This window comes from Mycobacterium sp. WUMAC-067, from assembly GCF_020217485.1.
Classification (GTDB): Bacteria; Actinomycetota; Actinomycetes; order Mycobacteriales; family Mycobacteriaceae; genus Mycobacterium.
The window spans coordinates 47,699-66,843 of record NZ_JAEKMI010000028.1 but is presented as its reverse complement, the minus strand read 5'-3'; the positions used below and the strand labels follow the sequence as shown (position 1 = coordinate 66,843).

Sequence of the window (19,145 nt, the reverse complement as noted above, 5' to 3'; positions counted from 1 at the left end):
CCTTGGCCCCGCCGCGGCCGCCCAGGGTGGGACCGACGCCGGTTTCCGGGTCAGCGCCGTAGGCGACCACGTAGGCGAAGCTTCCGGCCGGCGCCGCCGGCGCCGGGGCGGCGGGCGCGCCGGTGCCGGCCGCGACCGTCGTGGCCGGGGTCGCGGCGGGAGTCGCCACCGTCGGCGCCAGGGCGACCGCCGGCAGCATGGACGGCTTGTTCGATGCCAGCACGGGGGCCACGGCGGCCGGGGCCGCCGCCTCCGGTGCGGCCTCGGCGGGCGTGGCGAACAAGGAACTGAGGCCGATGCCCAGCAGGAGCGGAATCAGGAACGGCGCGGTCAGGATCGCGCCCCAGGTCGGCCAGCCGACGGCGTTGAAGAACACCTGGTAGGCGACGAAGAACAGCAGCGGTCCGTTGGCCGCCAGGAACGCCGGCAGGTTCGAGAAGAAGTCCTGCAGCATCTGCTGGATGTTCTGGAAAAAATCCTGCAGGAACTTCGACAACTGCTGGATGAAGTTCTGCCACCAGTCGCCGGTGTTCTGCGCGGCGTTGGACGTGAGGTTGTTGGTCTCGCTCCCGGGATTGACGATGGTCGGCGCGGCCATGGTGCGCGGTGCCGCGGCCAGCGCCGAGCCCGAGACGGCCTGGTAGGTGCCCATGGTGGTGGCCGCCTGGACCCACATCCGCGCGTAGTCGGCCTCGTTGACCGCAATCGGAATCGTGTTGATGCCAAAGAAATTCGTCCCCACCAGCACCCCGTGGACGGCGTGGTTGGTGGCGAGCTCGGCCAGCGTCGGCATGGCCGCCAACGCGGCCGTGTACGCCGTCGCCGCGACCTCCTGTTGCGCCGCGGCGCCAGCGCTGTCGGCGCTGGCCTGCTGCAGCCATGCCAGGTACGGCAGGTGGGCCGCCACATACTGCTCGGCGCTCGGCCCTTCCCACGCCCCCGCCTGTGCCTCCCCCAACAAGGCACTGAGTTCGCCGGCCGCCGTGGCGTATTGGGCGCTGAGCGAGGTCCACGCACCGGCGGCCGCCAACAGCGGCCCCGGTCCCGGACCGGCGCTCAGCAACGCCGAATGCACCTCTGGTGGCGACGCCATCCAGATGGGGCCGAAGGGGGCGGTCATCGTCAGGCGCCCGCGATCCCGAACGTCGCAGCGGCCGCGGTGTCGCCCGCGAGATAGCTCGCGCCGGCCTCCCCGACGCCGAGCCCGGCGCGGCCCAGCTCTTCGACGCCCTGGGCCGCCATGGCCGAGTGCTCCTGGCCCTGAGCGCTGAACCCCACAGCCGTCTGCAGCGACACCGGATCGACCGCCGGCGGCACCACCGCCGTGATCGCCGGGGCCGCCGCCGCGTGCGCGGCCGCCAGCCGTGCCGTCAGCGCCTCCACCGCGGCGCTGGTGGCGGCCAGACCTTCGGGAACCACTCGCAGCGTCATCTCTACTCCTCCCGTTGCGCTTCACTTGCCATTACGGTTTCCCCGATCAAGGGGTTGATCAATTGCACGTACGTCGGACCGTCGCTGTCGCCCAACAGGATCGCCCGTCCGGCCGGCAACCGGCCGAACCGTTGACCGCGGATCTTGCCGCTGTCTTGCGGGTTGCCCGCGAGCATCAACGTGGTCGCCTGCAGGTCGTTGAAGCGGCGCAGCAGCGGGTTCGTCATCAACGCGTGCCCCGACCCGCTGGCCCGCGCGGTGACGATCACCCGGATCCCCAAATCGGCTGCCTGCGAGAGCAACCCGAGCAGCGGACTCCACGGGCGCTGCCCGACGTAGGGGCCACTCATCGCCGGCGAATCCGGTATCTGATCCACGTCGTCGATGATCAGGTAGTGGGTCTGGCCCGCAAACGTCCACCGCGACAGTTCGGCCGGTGACATGCCGGCCGGTGGCCGGCGCGACTCGATGAGGTTGGCCAGCCCCAACATCGCCGGGATGATGCGGTCGATGTTGGCGGTGTACTCGTTGTCGGCGAACAACGGTTCGTCGACGAGGTGCAACCGCCGATCCAGCACCGTGAAGGCCACCTGATCCGGCGTCGAGTGTTCGCGGACCGTGCGAATGAGGTGGCGCAGCAGCGTCGTCTTCCCCGACTTGCTGTCACCGAACACCATCAGCAGCGGGTTGTCGGCGAAGTCGACCACCACCGGCGCGAGATCCTCCTCGCGCTGGCCGATGACCACCTGTTCCGTCCCGCGGTAGAGCGACCCGACGGCATCCGGGGCGAGATTGGTGGGCAGCAGCCGCACCGGCGGCGCCGCCATGCCCGGGTAGCGGTCGTTGATGGCGGCGACCTGGTCCAGCTCCGGGGCGGCGAACAGGAAATGTTCTGCGGCCATGGTCAATCCGCGGCCCGGCTGGTCGTGCGGCACCGCCTCGGCGGGCCGGCGCAGGGCGCCGACCACCCGCACATTGCTGTCCCGCGGATCGTGCAGCTTGAGCTCGAGCCGCAACCCGAGGCCGTCCCGCATCGACAGCGGCACCTCCAGCCAGCTGGGCGTGGTGACGACGACGTGGATGCCGTACGCCAGCCCGATGTTGACCAGCTCGGTGACCTTGGCCAGCAACGGGTTTCGCGTGTTGAACTGGTCGGTGTTGTCACGGCCGAACGCGTAGAGGTTGTCGATGAGCAGGAACACCTCGCCGAACCCGTCGTCGGGGACCCCACCGCGGGAGTCCCGGAACGCCTCGCGGCGCTGCCGCGACAACAGCAGCTGCTCGAGCTCCCCGAAGGTGCGCCGGATCCGTTCGGGCTCCAGCGCCGAGGCGACGCTGCCGACGTGCGCCAGACCCTCCAGCGCGCGCAGCTTGCCGCCGCCGTAGTCCAGGCAGTAGAACGTGACCTCGCGCGGCGAGTGCAGGCTGGCCGCCGACAACATAAACGTCTGCAGCGCAGTCGACTTCCCCGACTTGGGGCCACCGTGGATGACCATGTTTCCGGCCGACGACGCGGCATCGAAGATCAGCGGGTCGCGGCGCATCTCGAACGGCTTGTCGATCTCGCCCAGCGGCCACCGCCACTGCCGCGGCGGCACGCCGGCCCGGGCCAGCATCGCGGTCACCGGGATCGGCTCGTCCAGCGGCGGCAGCCACAACTTCGGCGCGCGCGGACCGTAACCGGCCAGCTGGTCGCCGATGGTGGCGATGAGCTTGCGCGGCGGCCCGGTCAGTTCGACCTCGTCGGGGCTGGTGATCACGGTGTCCTGATCGGGCTCGACCCGCCCGGCGGTGAACACCTTGGGCTCCGGGATGGACGGCACCACCAGCGATTTGGCCTTCTGCGGCGGATCGTAGATGCCGTCGACATAGGTGCTGCGAAACTTGATCGGGGTCGCGCCCGGCGCGGGCACCAAGAAGCCCACGCCCTTGTGCTCCTTGCCGGATTCGATGTGATAGGCGTCCTCCACGCCGATGATCTGGCGGGACACGCTGGGGCTGGCCACCTTCAACCCGATGCGGTAGGAGGTGTTCTTGTCGATGTCCTTGATCTTTCCGACATCCAGCGTCTGCGACGCGAACAGGATGTGGATGCGGAACGAACGGCCTTTGCGGGCAACGTAATCGAACAGCTCCGCGTACTCCGGGTGGTCCGCCAGCATCAACGTGAACTCGTCGGCCACCACGAACAGCGTCGGGATCGGCGCCAGGTCGTGCCCCGCCGCGATGGCGTTCTCGTACTCGACCACCGAGTTGAAGGCGCTGCCCTGCACCCGGCGGCCGGCCTCACGCAGCAGCGTCTCCCGGCGGGCCACCTCGCCGCGCAGCGTGTCGGCGAACCGGTCGGCCAGCGACTTCTTTTCGGCCATGTTGGAGATCACCGCGACAACCTGCGGGAAATGGCGGAAGCTGTCGGCCCCGGCCTCACCCTTGAAGTCGGCGTAGATGACGATCAACCGGTCCGCCGAGTGAGTCGTCAACAGCGACAACAGGATCGACATCAGGGTCTGGGACTTACCCGACCCCGTCATACCGATCATCAGACCGTGCGGGCCCATCCCGCCCTCGGCCTCGTCCTTGAGGTCGAACATCAGCGGCTCACCGGTGGCGGTGACCCCGATCGGGACGCGCAGCTCGTCCTCGCGGCGCCGGGGCGCCCACAGCGTCGGCACATCCAGTTGCGACGCGTCCGAGATGCCCAGCATCGTGGTGAACGTGGCGCCGCGGGTGGCCGCCGAGCGCAACCCCGTGTGGGACGGGTTGGAGTCCCACCGCGACAGCTGGCGCGCCAGGTGGGCGGCCTCGTCGGCGCCCAGCTGGTCGGCGTCGTCGATGTAGGGCTGCCAGCCGCCGGTCTGCCAGCGCTCGAGGGAGCAGCCTCGGCCGCCGACGCTGATGCGCAGGATCGGCTTCTCCGGGTCCGAATACTGCTCGCGGTGCGGGGCGGTGGCGCCGCGGTGCACCACGGTGACACCCGCCCGGCCCATCGCCAGGGTCGAGGCGTTCAGGTCGTAGTCCGGGTCGTCGACGACGATCAGCAGGTGCCGCAGCGCGTCGGCGGGTTCGCCGGTGAACGCCGGGCGGTCGACGAGCGCGGACCCCAGCTTGACGACCAGTTCGTCGGCGTTGGTGGCCATGAAGCGGGCCGGCCCGACGCCGTCGAGCTCACCGGGAATGTCGATGTGCGGCAGCCACTTCAGCCACGACCAGTCCGCTCCCTCGAGATCGGGAGTGACCAGCGCGACCCCGAGCACCGTCGGGTCGTGCCAGGTGACCGCCTGAGCGACCCAGGCCCGCATCGCCGAGCGCGCCTGGTCTTCGGGGCCGAGCACGGTGATCCTCGAGACCTTGGCCAGGTCGATTCCGGTCGGCACGTCACGCACCGTGCGGTGGGTCTCGAGCAGGCTGCGTAATGCGCTGTGCGACACCGGCTCCAGGTCGATCTCGTCCGCGGTGTCGTTGACCCGCAGCGCGGTCGCCAGGGGCACGTGGTGCCGCCCGGCCCGCAGCACCAGGAAGTCGGGATCGTGCGGGTCGCGCTCCCACTGACGGCGCGTTCCGGGCACGGCGGCCAGCGCCGCGGGTTCCGGGTGGGACCACTGCGCGGCGGCGCGCTGCGCGGCGGCCTGGGTACGGATGTTGTCCCGGACCACAGACAGGTAGCGCAGGTAGTCGGCGCGCTCGGCGTCGACCTCCTCGGTGCGCGTCTTGTTGTCGTTGCCGCGGTACATCGCCGTCGCGGCGAGCAACAGCACGAACGGGAAGAACAGGGTCTGCGGGGAGATCAACCGCATCCCGGTCGCGAACAGGGCGACGATCATGCCGACGATCAGGATCACCAGCACGTACGGCATCGCCCGGCGCAGGAACGACGGCGGAATCACCCGGGGCAACTCGGGCGGCGCCTCGATGGCGATGGTGCCCTTGCGGGTCACCGGCGGCGCCAGCCGGCGGCGCGCTTCGAAGATCAGTCGGCTCATCGGGGGGCTCCCTCGGCTTCCCTAGCAGCAGCGGTGACGCGGCCGGGCTTCTGGTCGGGCGTCAGCCCGTCGTGTGCCAGCAGCGCGTCGGCGCGCGATAACGTCGGGCCGCTCGCGAACAGCGACAACATCGACCACGGAATGGGGACCGGCGGCCCGGTAAGGCCAAGGGCCTCAACGGTTTTGCCCTGCCCGGCGGCCGGGTGCTCCGCCTCGTTGTCGATGCCGTAGCGGACACCGGTGTCAGAGACCCAGAACAGCGACCCGGCGCCCGGCGAGTTCGGCCCGCCGCCGACGGTCTGGGTGAAGTATCCGTATCCCGGCGCCAGGGCGACGCGGGCGGCGGTGGTCGGCGCGCCGCCGCCCACCAGGTCGACGGTGCGTATCGATTCGGCCACCGGCAGGGCCGAGCCGGACAGCAGGTTCACCGAGCTGCTGGCGGCACCGGCGGGCTTGCTCCAATACGCGCACGAGACCGGCGATTTGGCGGCGTCCACCAGGCCCACCTGCTGGTCCGGGTACCGCGTGGTGTCCAGCATCCGCGACACCGGCAGCTTGGCCACCGCATCGGCGCCCAGCCGCGGGGGTTGGTCCAGCCCATAGGAATTCGTGTTGCGCAGGATCGCGGCGAGCACCGGCGAGATCTGCTGCAGGCCGTCGGGCAGCACCGCGTAGTAGCGCGGCGCACCCGAGGAGCTCTGATCCAGGGTGTAGGACACCACCACCGCGCCGATCGGTGCGGTGGTGGTAAAGGGCGCCGGCGCACCGGCGTTCGGGATGCCGGGCGCGGTCAACGACGGCGCCTCGGGTATCGCGTTGAACAGGCCCAGGGCGATGGGGCGGGGCGCGGGGATGTCAGAGTTGCCCTGTCCCAAGCCAAGTGCGTTGGTGATCGCATGGTCGGTCAGGTTGATTTGACTGCGCTTGCCCTCCCACAGCAACCAGGTGGTGCCGTCGCGCTCGGCGAGCAGTGCCTGGCGCGGCGCGAGCGTGGCGGCGCGGGCGCCGCTGCTGTCGGGCCGGCCCGCGATCACCGTGACGCCGGTGCTGTGGGCGGCGTGCCCGCCGGGCTCGCTGACCGCGTCGCACACCGTCCAGTTCGCGTCGGCCGACGGGTTTTGCACCATCCGTTCCGGCGCGCCGGGGATGCCGATCAGGTTGCCGCGCGGAAACCGGTCCAGCTCACTGCTTTTCACCATGGTGGGGTCCACCGGCCGGCCCGTGATCAGCCGCGCCGAGGTCAGGTTGAGCACCGGATGCAGGTCCTCACCGACACGGACATACAGCGCGGCGGTTGACCGGTCGGCGAGCACGGCGTTGGTGCCCGCCGTCCCGCTGGGCCGGATGAGCGAGAACACGAAGCAACCGGCCAGGCCGGTGATCAGAAGGACGGCGCCCATCGCCACCGCGCGCGACTGGGTGCGCAGGGGGTCGACGAGCATCCTGGTGTCGTGCAACGCAATACCGGAGGCGATCCGGCGCATCACGAATCGCCAGCCGCTGACCTGATGCCGGGTGACGAAGCCGCGGCGGTACTCGACCTGGTCGGGGTTGTCGTTGACCGGGGTGCGAGAGGTGAACGAACGGCGTTCGTCGGGTTGATGGTTGGACGTCATGCCGGCACCGACAGCCCGAGGCCGCGCAGCAGCGGCTCAACCGACCTTGCGACGTCGTCGTCGGTGATCGTCATCAATTCCTCGTCACTGAATTCGCCGGTTCCGGCGTGTTCCGAATGGTCGAGCCGGAACTCTCGTTCTTCTTCGGAGCGTTCGACGATGTTTCGGACGAATCGACCGTTACCGGCGATGTCCAAGTTGCGTCGTGAGATTCCGTTGGCGTCGGGGGTCGAGTCGGTCGCCAAGTTCGTGAACAGCTCCTCCATGTGGTCGAGCGCGGCCCTTTCGAAGATGCTGTCGCGCTGCTCGGCCATCTTGTTCGCGATCTCGACCAGTTCCGACGGTGCGTAGGAAGGGAAGTCGATGTTGCGGGTGAACCGGGAACGCAGGCCCTCGTTGGTGTCCAGGAATTTGTCCAGGTCGGCGCGGTACCCGGCGATGATGACCACCAGGCGGTCGCGGTCGTTCTCCATCCGCGCCAGCAGTGTGTCGATGGCCACCAGCCCGAAGTCGTTCTTGGCGCCGGTGGCGACCAGTGCGTAGGCCTCGTCGAGGAACAGCACGCCGTCGAGCGCGCTGTCGATGATCGCGTTGGTCTTGGCCTCTGTCTCGCCGATGTGCTGGCCGATGAGGTCGGCGCGGTGCACCTCGCGGATGTTCTCCCGCTTCAAAAGCCCAAGGCCGCAATAGATTTTTGCGACCACGCGGGCGATGGTGGTCTTACCGGTTCCGGGTGGGCCGGCGAAGACCAGGTGGTGGGCGCGCTGCGCGACCGCGAGTCCGCGCTGCTTGCGGACCAGCTCCATGGCGACCGAGCTCTTCAGCCGCGACACCTGGTTCTTGACCTCTTCGAGGCCGATGAATTCGGCGAGCTGACGTTCCGCCTCGTGCAGCAGCACGGCCTTGCGTTCGTGGGCGGCGGGATCGACGAAATCCTCGGCGCTGGGCTCGGTTTCGGGGTTCCACGGATCGGTGCGGGCCTCGATGCGGGCCGCCGTCGTGGTCACGATGCCGAAACTGGTGTCGGTCAGGGCCTGTTCGACCTGTTCGTTCTCGGGGTGGGCCGCATAGAGGTCCTGCAGCACTTCGCTCGCCGAGTCCTCGTCGACGTGCGCGCGCAGCACCAGCGCTTTGGCCAGCGCGCCATCGACGGCCGCCACCGCGACCGGTCCGTCGGGCTCCTCCAGATAGGACAGCGCCGGGGCGAACATGCCCAGCCGGGCCAGCGCGGTGCCGAGGGCGATTTTGGCCGCGTGCGAGAACGCCTCGTCGAGATCCGTGTCGTTGACGATCGGGGTCAGCAGCTTGACGACGTCCGACCAGCGCTCGGCGCGGTAGTTGATGACGACGGACACCCAGCGGGCCTCACGCCAGTTCGGGCGCTCGGCACTCAGGCCGGCGACGATGGCGTCGGCGTCAGCAAACCGTCCCGCCGTGGCGAGCGACGCCGCGTAGGCGAGGTGGAAGTCGTCGGGAGTGGTGGCGCGAAACTGTAGATACAGTCCGGTGTCGTAGCGGAAGCCCAGCGAGTCGGGCGCCAGATCGACCTGGCGCTGCAGCACGCCCGCGGTGGCCGCGGTGCGCGACACCGCCTCGAGCACTCGCAGCGACGCATCCCCGGCGGCCGCCAGTCCCGTCCACGCGTCGCATTGGTCGTGGGCGATGCGCGTCAGCGCGGTGAAACCCGAGCGAGCCGCGGCCAGGTCGGCCGGCCGCTGGCGCTGGTAGACGACGATGCCCAGCGCGCGGCAGCACGTGGCGAACCGGCTGACGACGTCGCCGTCAACGCGCGTGTCGACCCGCGGATTGACGGGCTGAACTGTGAGCATGCCGGTGTCACCGTGTTCCACGGCCGCGTCTTTTCATGTATGTAGTCTCCCCTAACCTGACCCGCCTGAAGTTAGCATTGCATAAGCTAACTGTCGAGGCGTTTGGGCCTGTCCGACTCACCACTGCACTGCCCTTCTTCTACCGCCGATGGGGGCGTTCCGGAGAGGGTTTAGCCGCATTTTCGGCATACTCACAGCCGCACGTCGTGCGGCCTCACAGCAAGGCCTCACCTTACTGAAAATCATTTTCATTATCAATCCCGGCCCGCAAGCTCGGCGCCCGCCGGCCCCGCCGAGCGGATCAGGGACGACGCCGTCCGCACCGGCGTGGTCATGGCGACGACTCCTCGACGATCGGGTGGTGCTCGTCGATCGCCTCGACCGCGCGGCCGGTGGGACGATCACGCAGCCACTAGTCGGCTGGCGAACCGGAAAAGTTCCGCCGTCGATCGCGCCTCCGGGCGAACTCACCGGGCCGTCGTGAGGGCCAACAAAAAAGACCGGCCGCGAATCGTCGTTCGCGACCGGTCTTCGTTTCGGCGGCTAGGCCCGGACGGCGCTCACCAAGGTGTTACGCGCGATCATCGGGCCGGCTTCGGTCTCCGGTCCGGGCACCGGGCGGCCGACCTCGCGAAGGTAATCGGCCAACGGTGTCCCGACCGCGGTCCAGCCTCGGTTGCCGAACCATTCGGTGGCGGGCGCGCACTGCTCGTTGTAGACCAGCTGGAAGAACACGCGCTGATCGCCCTGGGCGGTGGCGGCCCGTTCTTCCGCGACGGCGGTCTCGAAGTCCTCGGGCTTCATCGGGGCGCCGTCCTCCACGGCGACGTGGCTGCCGTGGCTCGCGAGCCCGTCGATACCAGTGAACAGCTGCTCCTGAGCGCTCGCCGGGAGATAGATCAGTAGGCCCTCGGCGATCCACGCCGACGGTTTGGCCGGGTCGAAGCCGCTGTCGCGCAGGGCCTGCGGCCAGTCCTCGCGCAGATCGATGGCGATCTCGCGGCGCTCGGCGCGCGGCTGGGCGCCGACGCCGGCCAGCACCTCACGCTTGAAGTCGAGCACCTGCGGCTGGTCGAGCTCGAAGATCGTGGTCGCGGCCGGCCAGTCCAGGCGGTAGGCGCGCGAGTCCAGGCCGGCCGCCAGGACGACCACCTGTCGCACGCCCGCGTCGGCGGCGCGCCGGAAGTAGTTGTCGAAGTACCGGGTGCGGGCGCCCTGGAAGTTGACGAAGTTTTCGCCGAAGTCGGCGGTCTTCAGCTGATGGTCGGGATCCTTGCCGTCGAGGACGTCGGCGGCGTTGCCGCCGACGGCGCGGCAGAAGATCTCCGCGTACGGATCCACGGCCAGCGGGTCGGGCTTTTGCGCCTCCAACGCCCGCGCCGTTGCCACGAACAACGCGGTCGAGCCCACGCTCGTGGTGATGTCCCAGGTATCGCCTTCGCTTCGCACTCAGCCCACAGTACGCCGCCGCGACGCGGTCCTTTTCCGCTGGCGCGCAACGGTAGTGGCGCGCGTCGGCGTGGCGTCGGCTACCGGCGGCCGTAGCGGCGGTGGAATATCTGCCCTTGTCCGGCGCGGTCGACGCCGCGGCGGCCGCCCGGCCCGGAACGGGTGCGGGTCCGCGGTGACCTCGACGACGGCGGGATGAACGCCGGGCTTCAGGACGGGTCCGTGCCTTGCTGGGTGTGCCGCGCCGCGTTGTCGGCGGCTTCGGTCAATTCCGCGCACGGATCCTCGTGCCAGTCGCCGAACGGGTCGTCGTAGGCGATCCAGTCGCACTGGTGCCGCATCTCCTCCTCGGTGAGCAGCGCGCCGTGCAGCGCGTCGAGAATCTCGTCGGTGCTGGCACCGCACGCGAGGATGACCATCGCGGTATGCCGGTCGCCGTGCCGGTCGTCCCAGCCGAGGGCGGCCAGCGCGCGTCGCTCCGCGTCGACGCCGTCGCGCTGCGGTCCGTTCATCGCCGCCAGCCACTTGCCGGCCGAGCTGACCCGCAGCCCCGCGCCCGCCGATTCCAGCCACATCGCGCGGTCGGGGTTGCTGGCCAGCCAGAGCCGCCCCCGGGTCCTGATCACGCCGTCGAGCAACAGGTCCAGGCAGGCGTGCAGGCGCTGCGGATGGAAGGGGCGGCGGGCATTGAACTCCACCAGGCTGATCGGCCCGCGCGACTCCAGCGGCGGTTGTCCGGCCAGCAGCGGACCGTGCGGGTCGTCGCTGCGGCCGCGGCGCGCGTCGCGGTACAGATTGTTCAGCGCGTCCTCGATGCCGACCGCCCCGACGCGAACGTGTGCGCGCGGACACAGGCGGCGCAGCACGGCCGCCACGAACGGGTTGGCGTGGTCGAGCACGACGACATCGGCGAACTCGGCCTGCCCGATCACCGCCTGGGCCCGAGTGCGCCCGTCTTCGAGCTCGTCCTCCCCCAGTGCCTGGCCCAGCCAGGCCGCCGAATCGACGCAGGTCACCACCGCGGCGATCGCCACGTCCAGGGCCGCGGGCCCGTCGACGTACCCCGGCGCGACGCGCACCCGAACGTGCTTGATGGCCAAGCAGATTGGTTCGGGTTCCAGCCAGGGCGCCAGGTGCACCACGATCCGGTCGACGTCGGCGCGGCGGTGCAGCTGGCGCAGCAGCACCAACAGGTCGTTGCGGGATGGTGCACGAGACGCAGCCGTGCGCGAGTTCCAGTCCGTTCTCGGTGCTGGTCAGGACGCCGTCGGACAGCGTCGCCGTCGTGCGGCGCACCACGTGACCGTCGAATCGGTGCTCCACGACCAGCGTTCCCGGGGTGCGCAGCAGCGCCCCGGTGACCGAGTCGGTGCCCTGCTGGCCGGCGACGAGGATGACGGGCGTCCGCATCGTCCTCCTTATTGATAATCGTTTTCATCTAGGCCGTTCCTACGGTACCGTCCGTGCTGAACCTTGTCGAAAATGATTTTCAATAAGCGAATCAGGAGGTGCACGGTGTCCGCCCATTGCCAGGTGACCGGCCGGCGGCCGGGTTTCGGTAACGCGGTGTCGCATTCCCATCGCCGAACCGCTCGGCGCTTCGACCCCAACATCCAGCGCAAGACGTACTACCTGCCGTCGGAGAACCGCCGAATTCGTCTTCGGGTCAGCGCCAAGGGCATCAAAGTCATCGACCGCGACGGGATCGAGGCCGTCGTCGCGCGGTTACGCCGCCAAGGACAGCGAATCTGATGGCGCGCAACGGGATTCGCATCCTGGTCAAACTGCGCTCCACGGCGGGAACCGGCTACACCTACATCACCCGCAAGAACCGGCGCAACGATCCCGACCGCGTGGTGTTGCGCAAATACGACCCCGTCATCCGCCGCCACGTCGACTTTCGCGAGGAGCGCTGACCATGGCCAAAGTCGCGCGCCGGGCCACCCCGACGGGCGGCCGCTCGCCCAAGAGGAATCTGCTCGAGAGCCTCGGGGTTCCCGTCGTGGACTACAAGGACACCGCGACGCTGCGGGTGTTCATCTCCGAACGCGGCAAGATCCGTTCCCGCCAGGTGACCGGCCTGTCCATCCAACAACAACGACAGGTCGCGACGGCCGTCAAAAACGCCCGCGAAATGGCGCTACTGCCCTACCCCGGACGGCACACGGCGCGTTGACGTCCCCACACCGCGGCACCGACCGCCCGTTCACCGTAATCGTCTGTGCCACATGCGCCGTCGACGATCGACTGTCGGTCATCGACGAATTGCGTCCCGCCATCCGGCGCTGCCCGCATTCCATGTTGATCTCGGCCGCCTGCATGCTCGGACCGCTCACCTGTGCCTCTCGGCCGAGCGGTGGGGGCGTCATGGCCCTGGTCCAGCCCTGCACGAACGATCGAGTGGCCAGCGGCCCGGCCCAGTGGATAGGCCCCATCGCCGACAGCGATGCGGCCGCGGCGCTGCGCGACTGGCTGGTGCGCGGGGAGTGGGAAAACATCCCCGTCCCAAGGCAACTCGATCGGCATCAGCGTTGGTCGCGTGACTCGCGTGGACGCAACTGACCCGAACGTACCGCTCCCCTCGGCTAGCCGTCCTGGCCGGGCGCCTCGTCGGTGCCCCACGTGCCCGGCATCATCGGTGCCGTTGGGCCGCCGCCGAATTCGTCCCCGGCCAGCCTGGTCAGCCGGGCTGCCGCGGCGACCGCCTCACGCTCCGCGGTTCCCGCGAATCCCAGTGCGCCGGCACCCCGATCGGACGCCGACGCCTCGTGCCCCGGGGGCGGCCCGGCCCAATCGGGATCGACGTCGACGTTCATGTCCATGAACTCGTCGCCATAGCCGCGATCCGCCGCGCGCCGGCGCCGGCGGGCCCGCGCCGTTTTGCGCGTGCGTGCGGCCGCGGCGGCCGCGGCGGCGGCGCTATCCGGTTCCGGCGCTTTCCTTTTGGCGCTCGAGCTGGCGCTCGAGCTCATCCCCGAGCCCGTCCCCATGCCCGGAGGGCCGATGACGTAGGGAGGGAAGAGCCCCGCTGCCGCCGGCGCCGGTGCCGGCGCCGCAGGGGCGGTGGCCACCGTGGTCGCCGTGGGGGCGGGCGCCGGCGCCGGGGCCGAGGCGGGAGCCGCGGCCGGCGCGACGGGGGTGGGGGCCATGGCAATGGCGGGCGGGATGCTGGGCGTCGGCGCCGGCGGCGGTGCCGCGACCGCCGCCGGGACGACCGCGGGCTGCGGTATGGCGGCCAGACCGGCCAGCCCGGCGAAGCCACCGACGGCGCCGAGGGGGGCGGCCGCGAGCAGCAGTGCGGGGGCCAACAACTCGGGCTGGCTGATGAAAATCTCGAGGATGTGCGTCGGCCAGTCGAACAGGATGAGTTGCACCAGGTACTGGAAGGCCAACGCCGGGTTGTGCACCAGGTAGTAGCCGAACTGCTCGAAATCCTCGAGCAGTTCCAGGGCGCGCACCACCCAGAAGATGGGTTGCCCGGCGTTCGTGTAGGCGTCGTAGGGCAGGCCGTTGACCGTGCCCTCGGACGGGTCCCAGTTGATGCCCAAGTTCTTCAGGATGTTCGCGATGAAGTCATTGAACGGATTGTCGATCTTGGGGTCATGGTCGACGTCGCCCGAATCACCGCCGGAGGCATCGGATTTCACGATCGGCGGCGCAGGATCGGCCTGCGGTGTGGCGGCGACGGCCGCGGTGGACACGGCCTGGTAGGTGGACATCGTGGTGGCCGCCTGGGTCCACATCCGCGCGTAGTCGGCCTCGTTGACCGCGATCGGAACCGTGTTGATGCCAAAGAAATTCGTCGCCACCAGCGCCCCGTGGACAACGTGGTTGGTGGCGAGTTCCGGCAGCGTCGGCATGGCCGCCAGGGCCGCGGTGTAGGCGGTCGCGGCCGCCTCGTGCTGCGTCGCGGCGGCGGCGCTGTCGGCGCTGGATTTCGTCAGCCAGGCCAGATAGGGGGCGTGCGCGGCCACATAGGACTCCGCGCTGGGCCCCTCCCACGCCCCCGCCTGAGCCCCCGCCAGCACGGTGCTCAATTGTTCTGCCGCGGAAGCGTATTCGGTGCTCAGCTCGGACCACGCGCCGGCGGCCGCCAGCAGCGGCGCGGGTCCGGGGCCGCTGCTGAGCAGCGCGGAATGCACTTCGGGCGGCGAGGCCATGAAGATCGGCGCCGTCATAGGTACTCCTCGGGCTGGAGGGTTTACCAGACCGGGGAGAGCTTAATGAATATGATTGTCGTTATCAACTTGGCGGGTGGCCCCGCCGCGGGCCGCTACACCAGCGGTCGCCCCTTCTTGATCCTGCGATCCAGGTCGTGCAGCAAGACGTTGAACGGGAACTGCCGGATGAACCGCGGCAGATACCGGTTCACCGTGGCCAACACGGCGATCAGCCGGTCGAAGCGCCGCTGCTTGGTCGCGTCCCACGGCAGGCGCATCTCGTCGCGGAACCGTTGCGGCAGGAAGCCCGTCGTGATCATCAGCGCGAAGCCCTCGGAGAGGCGCTGGACGGGGCCGGGCAGCTTCACGCCCCGAATGCGGTTGGCGGCGATCGGGTACAGGTACTCCCGCACGGCGTCGTCGATGTGCACCTTGGCCAGCGACTCTTCCCAGTAACGGTCGAACGCCGCCCTGTCGGCCGGCCACATCTTCGGTGGCACCTGCAACGTCGTGGCCAGCGTCATCCCCTCGCGGTAGTGGCGCTCGGCGTCCTCGCCGTCGAGCTCACCGATGAACATCCGGTAGATGTCCAGCCCGCCCTTGTACAGACACGCCCCCACCCAGAGCTGCAGCGCGGGATCGAAGGCGTTGTAGGACACCGGGCTTTCCGGTGTCGAGTAAACCTGCGCATGCGCCTTGTTCACCGCCCGGCGGAAGGCGGCCTTCTGGGCGTCGCTGCCGTTGGTCGCCACCGCCAGGTAGGTGAACGTGGTGCGGGCCCGCTTGAACGGGTGCAGGTCGACCCGGCCGCTTTCGACGCGGCTCTCCATGACGCCATAGCCGACGCCGGGCTGCGCCAGTTGCATGATCACGTTCGCCGGGCCGGCCAGCAGGGCGACGCCCATCAGACCCTCGTCGATGCCCAGCGCCCGCCCGCGCCTGCGCCGCTGGGGACGCGGCGGATCGGTGGCCCCGCGCTCGACGTGCCCGATCGGTGCCTGCACCGGCTGCTGAATCGCCATTCGTCAGAATCCTCCCGCAACGCGGCCGCTAATGTGCGAACGCTTGTTTCCTGATATTGTCGCGCGGCGACGTTAGTGTCAAGATGGTCCGCATGAGCGAGACGTCCAGCACGCGGCCGTATCGCGGGGTCGAGGCCGCCGAGCGCCTGGCCGGCCGCCGCAACCGGCTACTGGCCGCGGGCCTTGACCTGCTCGGCGATCAGCGGCCGGACATCTCGGCGGTCACCGTCCGCGGCGTGTGCCGCCGCGCCGGGCTGGCGGCCCGGTACTTCTACGAGAGCTTCACCGACAAGGACGAATTCGTCTCCTGCGTTTTCGACTGGGTGGTCGCCGAGCTGGCCGCCACCACGCAGGCCGCGGTCGCCACGGTGCCGGCCGACGAGCAGACCCGCGCGGGCATCGCCAACATCGTGCGGACCATCACCGACGACGCCCGCGTGGGCCGCCTGCTGTTCAGCATGCAACTGGCCGATCCCGTGGTGGTGCGCAAACGCGCCGAGTCCAGCGCCCTGTTCGCGATGTTGTCCGGCCAGCACGTCGGCAACGCGCTGCGGGTACCGGCAAACGCTCGCATCAAGGCCGCCGCGCACTTCGTGGTCGGCGGGGTCGGGCAGACCATCAGCGCCTGGCTGGCCGGTGATGTCCGGCTCGAACCCGGCGAACTCGTCGATCACCTCGCCGCGCTGCTCGACGAGCTCGCCGAGCCAAACCTGTACCGGCTCACCGAAACACGCGCCGAGGCCTAGCGGCTCACACGGGGCAGGCCGCCTGCCAGCCCGTCGTGGCGGTCAGCGAAAAGTCGCTCAGTGTCTCTGAAAGCGCTTGCCGCAGAGCCTCGTTCGAATTGCGGCGGCCCAATTCGTAGGCGAGGACCGAGATGAAGACCCGGTCGTGGATCCGCCCGGACAGCAACGCCAGCGCCCCGTTGGTGCGGTGCATCGTCGCGGTGGTCACGCCCGGATACACCGACTTCATGGCGAAATAGTCGGCGTCCGTGGCGTCCGGCCGGTTGGCGGCCGGGTCGAGCGGGCCGAGATTGGACGACACCACGGTGGCCGCGCCGCCGGTGACCACGCTGAGCAACCGGCGGAACACCGGCTTCGGGATCAGGGGGACGAGGGGCAGCAGCGCCCACCGCTCGTCGGGCACGTCGTGGTGGCGAACCAGCGCCTGCTTGATCGCGGCGCGAATCTCGCGCAGGTCCGTGGTGATCGCCGCGGGGGCCAGCGTGACGTCGACGTTCGTGACGGCGTTGGCGCGCGTGTCGCCGGGGGTGCGTTCGTTGACGGGCATGCCCACGTTGACCGAGCCGTCGGGAGCCACCCGCCCCACCCGCCGGGCGAGGTGGGCAGCCAACCCGGCGAGCAGCGCGTTGCTGGTGCCGCCCAAGGCGTTTGCGCGCGCATCCCAGTCGACGGCGCTGACGAAGATCGTCTCCATCGGGAGGGTGATGCGGTCCTGCGGCGCGGCGGGCCGCGCGGGCCGCTTCCCGCGTGGCGGGGCGACGGCCGCCGTACCGTCGCGGCCCTGCCGGAGCATTCGGGCCGCGGCGCCGAGGGCGCGGCCGACATCGAGCGTGTCGTGCGCGGTTTGGCGTGCGTCCTCGCGCAGGGCTTGCCACCGCCACCGGGATCGCGCGGCGGGCCAGCGGGTCTCGTCGCCGCGTCCGTGAGCCGCGTCGGCCAAGGCCTCGCACAGCCCGACGCCGTCGGTGAGGCAGTGCGTGGTGACCAGGCTCACCACCGCGCCGCCGTCGGTCAGCGGCAGCATCGCCAGGTGCCAGCCGGGGCCGCGTTCGGCGTCCGGCCGCTTGTCGGCTTGCTCGTCCAGCCACGCGTCGATCTCCCCGCGCGCCCGCGCCGGCGCGACGATCTCCAGGGCGGAGCACTCACCGGTCGCCACCCAGCGATGACGGCCAAACGGCAAGGCGGACCGCTCGACCCGCCGCGACAGCCGCCCCCTGCCGAGGTGGTGGTGGAACTCACGCAGCCCGCCGACGTCGACGGAGCGGTCGTACAGCCAGACGCACTGCAGCAGGCTGGTCGCTCCCGTCGCCCGCTCACCGAGGAAGAGGGTTTGGTCGGCCAGGTCCAACACGTTGCTCATCGCTACGCCGCTTCGTGATCGTCCGTGTCCGGCGCCGGCGCGAAGGACTCGTCCGGTTTCACCTGGGGCGCAACCACAACCGGCTCCTCGGCGGTGGGCCTGGCGACGCGTGCGAACACCCGGATCAGCGTGGCGATGTAGTGGAGCACCGACTCCCGGGCAATCGCGTTGTCCGGGAAGGACATCGTCACCGTGGTGTTCGCGGCCTGGCGGTTGATCCACATGTTCACCCCGCCGTGGGACAGGCTGTCACCGTAGGTGCCGAACTTCGTCTCCGCCCACAACCCGTTGAGGGGTATCTTGCGGAAGTCGAGGAACGACAACATCATCGGCAGCTGGGTGGGCAGCTTGATACCCAGTTCGTCCGGTGTGGCCAGCTCCAGCACCCGCTCGACCGGCACATCGGCGAGGCGCTGAGCGTCGTCGAACGACTTCTGCGCCGTCCGGGCCGCCTGGGCGAACGTTTCGCCGGCGGTGGGCACGGTGATCGGAATCAGGCTGGCGAACCACCCCACGGTCATCGAGTCGACGCCCGGTGTCCGGGTGTCTTTGGCCGTGAATCCGTGATAGGTCTTCTTGCCGGTCAATTCGTGCTCGGCCAGGCCCGTGCAGGCCAGCACTCCCCCGATGAAACGGGCACCGGCCGCCACGCAGGCGGCGTCGAACGACTCGGTGTCGGCCGCACCCATCAGCTCGACCGTCAGCAGGTCGCCTTTCGTGCTGGCCCACGTGTCACCAAGGGGCAGCGGGAAACTCGGCCAGTCGCCGTCGGTGTTGCGGGAGAACTCGATCCAGTCCTTGATCTCGGGCGACGACAGCGTCAATGCCGCCGCCTTCTCGCGTTGGCGCGCAACGTAGTCGCGGTAACTCCGGATCTCCGGTATCCCGGCGGGCTGGTGGCCGGTCCGCGCGAGTTCCTGATACATCAGGTGGACGTCGAGGAAGATGAGGGCGGCGGACAACCCGTCGATGTGCAAATGGTCGACGCTGGCATAGAACGTGAAATAGTCGGCGTGCTGGACGATTCCGTACGTGAAGCAGCCCCATTCGAGGGTGTCCGGGGTCGTGGTCAAGGCGTGGGCGCGGACCTGCTCCGCGGTCTTGTGCCCGAGCGCCACGGGTACGAACTCGATCGCTGCGGGATTGTCGATCACCCGGCGCACGAAGGTGCCGTTGTCGTATTCGAACCAGTTGTGATAGGTGTCCTGGCGGCGCACGTGGGCGTTGACCGTCGCCGTCATTGCGAGAATGTCGCAGGTGCCGGGGATGTCCCACGCGACGATCATCAGCCGGGGCAGCTGCCGGTTCATGGCCCTGCCTTGGTGGGAGGCCCAGAGGTGTTGATTCTGTTGATAACTCGGCGCCAGGTCGCTTCGCCGCGCGGCGCGGGCCGCTTCCCGTGCGGCGGGCGCGGCCATCCACATGGTGACCGGGCCGTGCGGCGGGTGCCATTCATTGATATTTCCGAGTGCGACCATTTCCTCGAGTCCTTGTGCTGTGAGACGACGACGTGTGCGGGGCGGTCTGGGGGTGCTGGAAGTACGGTTGGCGC

Annotated in this window: 15 protein-coding genes and 1 pseudogene; 5 read left to right on the top strand and 11 right to left on the bottom strand. The window is 69.6% G+C overall.

The features are described from left to right. The 7 genes and pseudogenes from JF781_RS19075 to mrf all read right to left on the bottom strand — a co-directional run. The coding region (locus JF781_RS19075) for a PPE family protein (protein ID WP_225341293.1) at nt 1–1,120 on the bottom strand (1,120 nt) is incomplete at its 3' end. Nucleotides 1,121–1,122: 2 nt separating this feature from the next. Beyond that, nucleotides 1,123–1,431 (bottom strand): PE family protein, encoded by a 309-nt coding sequence (locus JF781_RS19070; RefSeq protein WP_067165003.1) that lies wholly within the window; start codon nt 1,429–1,431, stop codon nt 1,123–1,125. A 2-nt stretch (nt 1,432–1,433) separates the two neighbouring features. Then, nucleotides 1,434–5,411 carry a type VII secretion protein EccCa gene (eccCa, locus tag JF781_RS19065; protein ID WP_225330452.1) on the bottom strand — a complete coding sequence of 1,326 codons (3,978 nt, stop codon included), beginning with the start codon at nt 5,409–5,411 and terminating at the stop codon, nt 1,434–1,436. Next, entirely contained in the window at nt 5,408–7,027 is a 1,620-nt protein-coding gene (eccB, locus tag JF781_RS19060; protein WP_225330451.1) for a type VII secretion protein EccB, read from the bottom strand. The genes eccCa and eccB overlap by 4 nt, the downstream gene beginning before the upstream one ends. Further along, nucleotides 7,024–8,877: a type VII secretion system ESX-3 AAA family ATPase EccA3 gene (gene eccA3 / locus JF781_RS19055; protein WP_225330450.1), complete on the bottom strand. Its 1,854-nt coding sequence runs from the start codon at nt 8,875–8,877 to the stop codon at nt 7,024–7,026. The genes eccB and eccA3 overlap by 4 nt, the downstream gene beginning before the upstream one ends. 522 nt (nt 8,878–9,399) lie before the next feature. Then, nucleotides 9,400–10,305: a class I SAM-dependent methyltransferase gene (locus JF781_RS19050; RefSeq protein ID WP_225330449.1), complete on the bottom strand. Its 906-nt coding sequence runs from the start codon at nt 10,303–10,305 to the stop codon at nt 9,400–9,402. 209 nt (nt 10,306–10,514) lie between these two features. Next, a pseudogene (gene mrf, locus JF781_RS19045) lies at nt 10,515–11,715 on the bottom strand (ribosome hibernation factor-recruiting GTPase MRF). Between the two features lie 105 nt (nt 11,716–11,820). Here mrf and rpmB point away from each other — a divergent pair. From rpmB to JF781_RS19025, 4 genes are all read left to right on the top strand, one after another. After that, nucleotides 11,821–12,057, top strand: a complete 237-nt coding sequence (rpmB, locus tag JF781_RS19040; RefSeq protein ID WP_225330448.1) for a 50S ribosomal protein L28 — start codon at nt 11,821–11,823, stop codon at nt 12,055–12,057. Next, complete coding sequence (gene rpmG / locus JF781_RS19035; protein ID WP_225330447.1) at nt 12,057–12,221, top strand: 50S ribosomal protein L33; 165 nt, start codon at nt 12,057–12,059, stop codon at nt 12,219–12,221. Before rpmB ends, rpmG begins: the two co-directional genes overlap by 1 nt. Before the next feature lie 2 nt (nt 12,222–12,223). Further along, nucleotides 12,224–12,481, top strand: coding sequence for a 30S ribosomal protein S18 (gene rpsR, locus JF781_RS19030; RefSeq protein WP_225330446.1), 258 nt, complete (start codon nt 12,224–12,226; stop codon nt 12,479–12,481). Nucleotides 12,482–12,672: 191 nt separating this feature from the next. Then, nucleotides 12,673–12,867: a hypothetical protein gene (locus JF781_RS19025; protein WP_225330445.1), complete on the top strand. Its 195-nt coding sequence runs from the start codon at nt 12,673–12,675 to the stop codon at nt 12,865–12,867. Between the two features lie 23 nt (nt 12,868–12,890). Here the strand turns inward: JF781_RS19025 and JF781_RS19020 are convergent, their stop codons facing one another. Together JF781_RS19020 and JF781_RS19015 are read right to left on the bottom strand one after the other, a co-directional pair. Then, a complete protein-coding gene (locus JF781_RS19020) occupies nt 12,891–14,483 on the bottom strand; it encodes a PPE family protein (protein ID WP_225341292.1) in 1,593 nt (530 codons plus the stop codon). 95 nt (nt 14,484–14,578) lie between these two features. After that, nucleotides 14,579–15,487 carry an oxygenase MpaB family protein gene (locus JF781_RS19015; protein WP_225329381.1) on the bottom strand — a complete coding sequence of 303 codons (909 nt, stop codon included), beginning with the start codon at nt 15,485–15,487 and terminating at the stop codon, nt 14,579–14,581. Nucleotides 15,488–15,570: 83 nt separating this feature from the next. Between JF781_RS19015 and JF781_RS19010 the strand changes: the two genes are divergently transcribed. Further along, the gene (locus JF781_RS19010; protein ID WP_225329380.1) at nt 15,571–16,233 is read left to right on the top strand and encodes a TetR/AcrR family transcriptional regulator; all 663 of its coding nucleotides are present in this window, start codon (nt 15,571–15,573) and stop codon (nt 16,231–16,233) included. Between the two features lie 4 nt (nt 16,234–16,237). Here the strand turns inward: JF781_RS19010 and JF781_RS19005 are convergent, their stop codons facing one another. Further along, nucleotides 16,238–17,593, bottom strand: coding sequence for a hypothetical protein (locus tag JF781_RS19005; RefSeq protein WP_225329379.1), 1,356 nt, complete (start codon nt 17,591–17,593; stop codon nt 16,238–16,240). 2 nt (nt 17,594–17,595) lie between these two features. Continuing rightward, nucleotides 17,596–19,071: a condensation domain-containing protein gene (locus JF781_RS19000; RefSeq protein WP_225329378.1), complete on the bottom strand. Its 1,476-nt coding sequence runs from the start codon at nt 19,069–19,071 to the stop codon at nt 17,596–17,598. Nucleotides 19,072–19,145 lie beyond the last annotated feature (74 nt).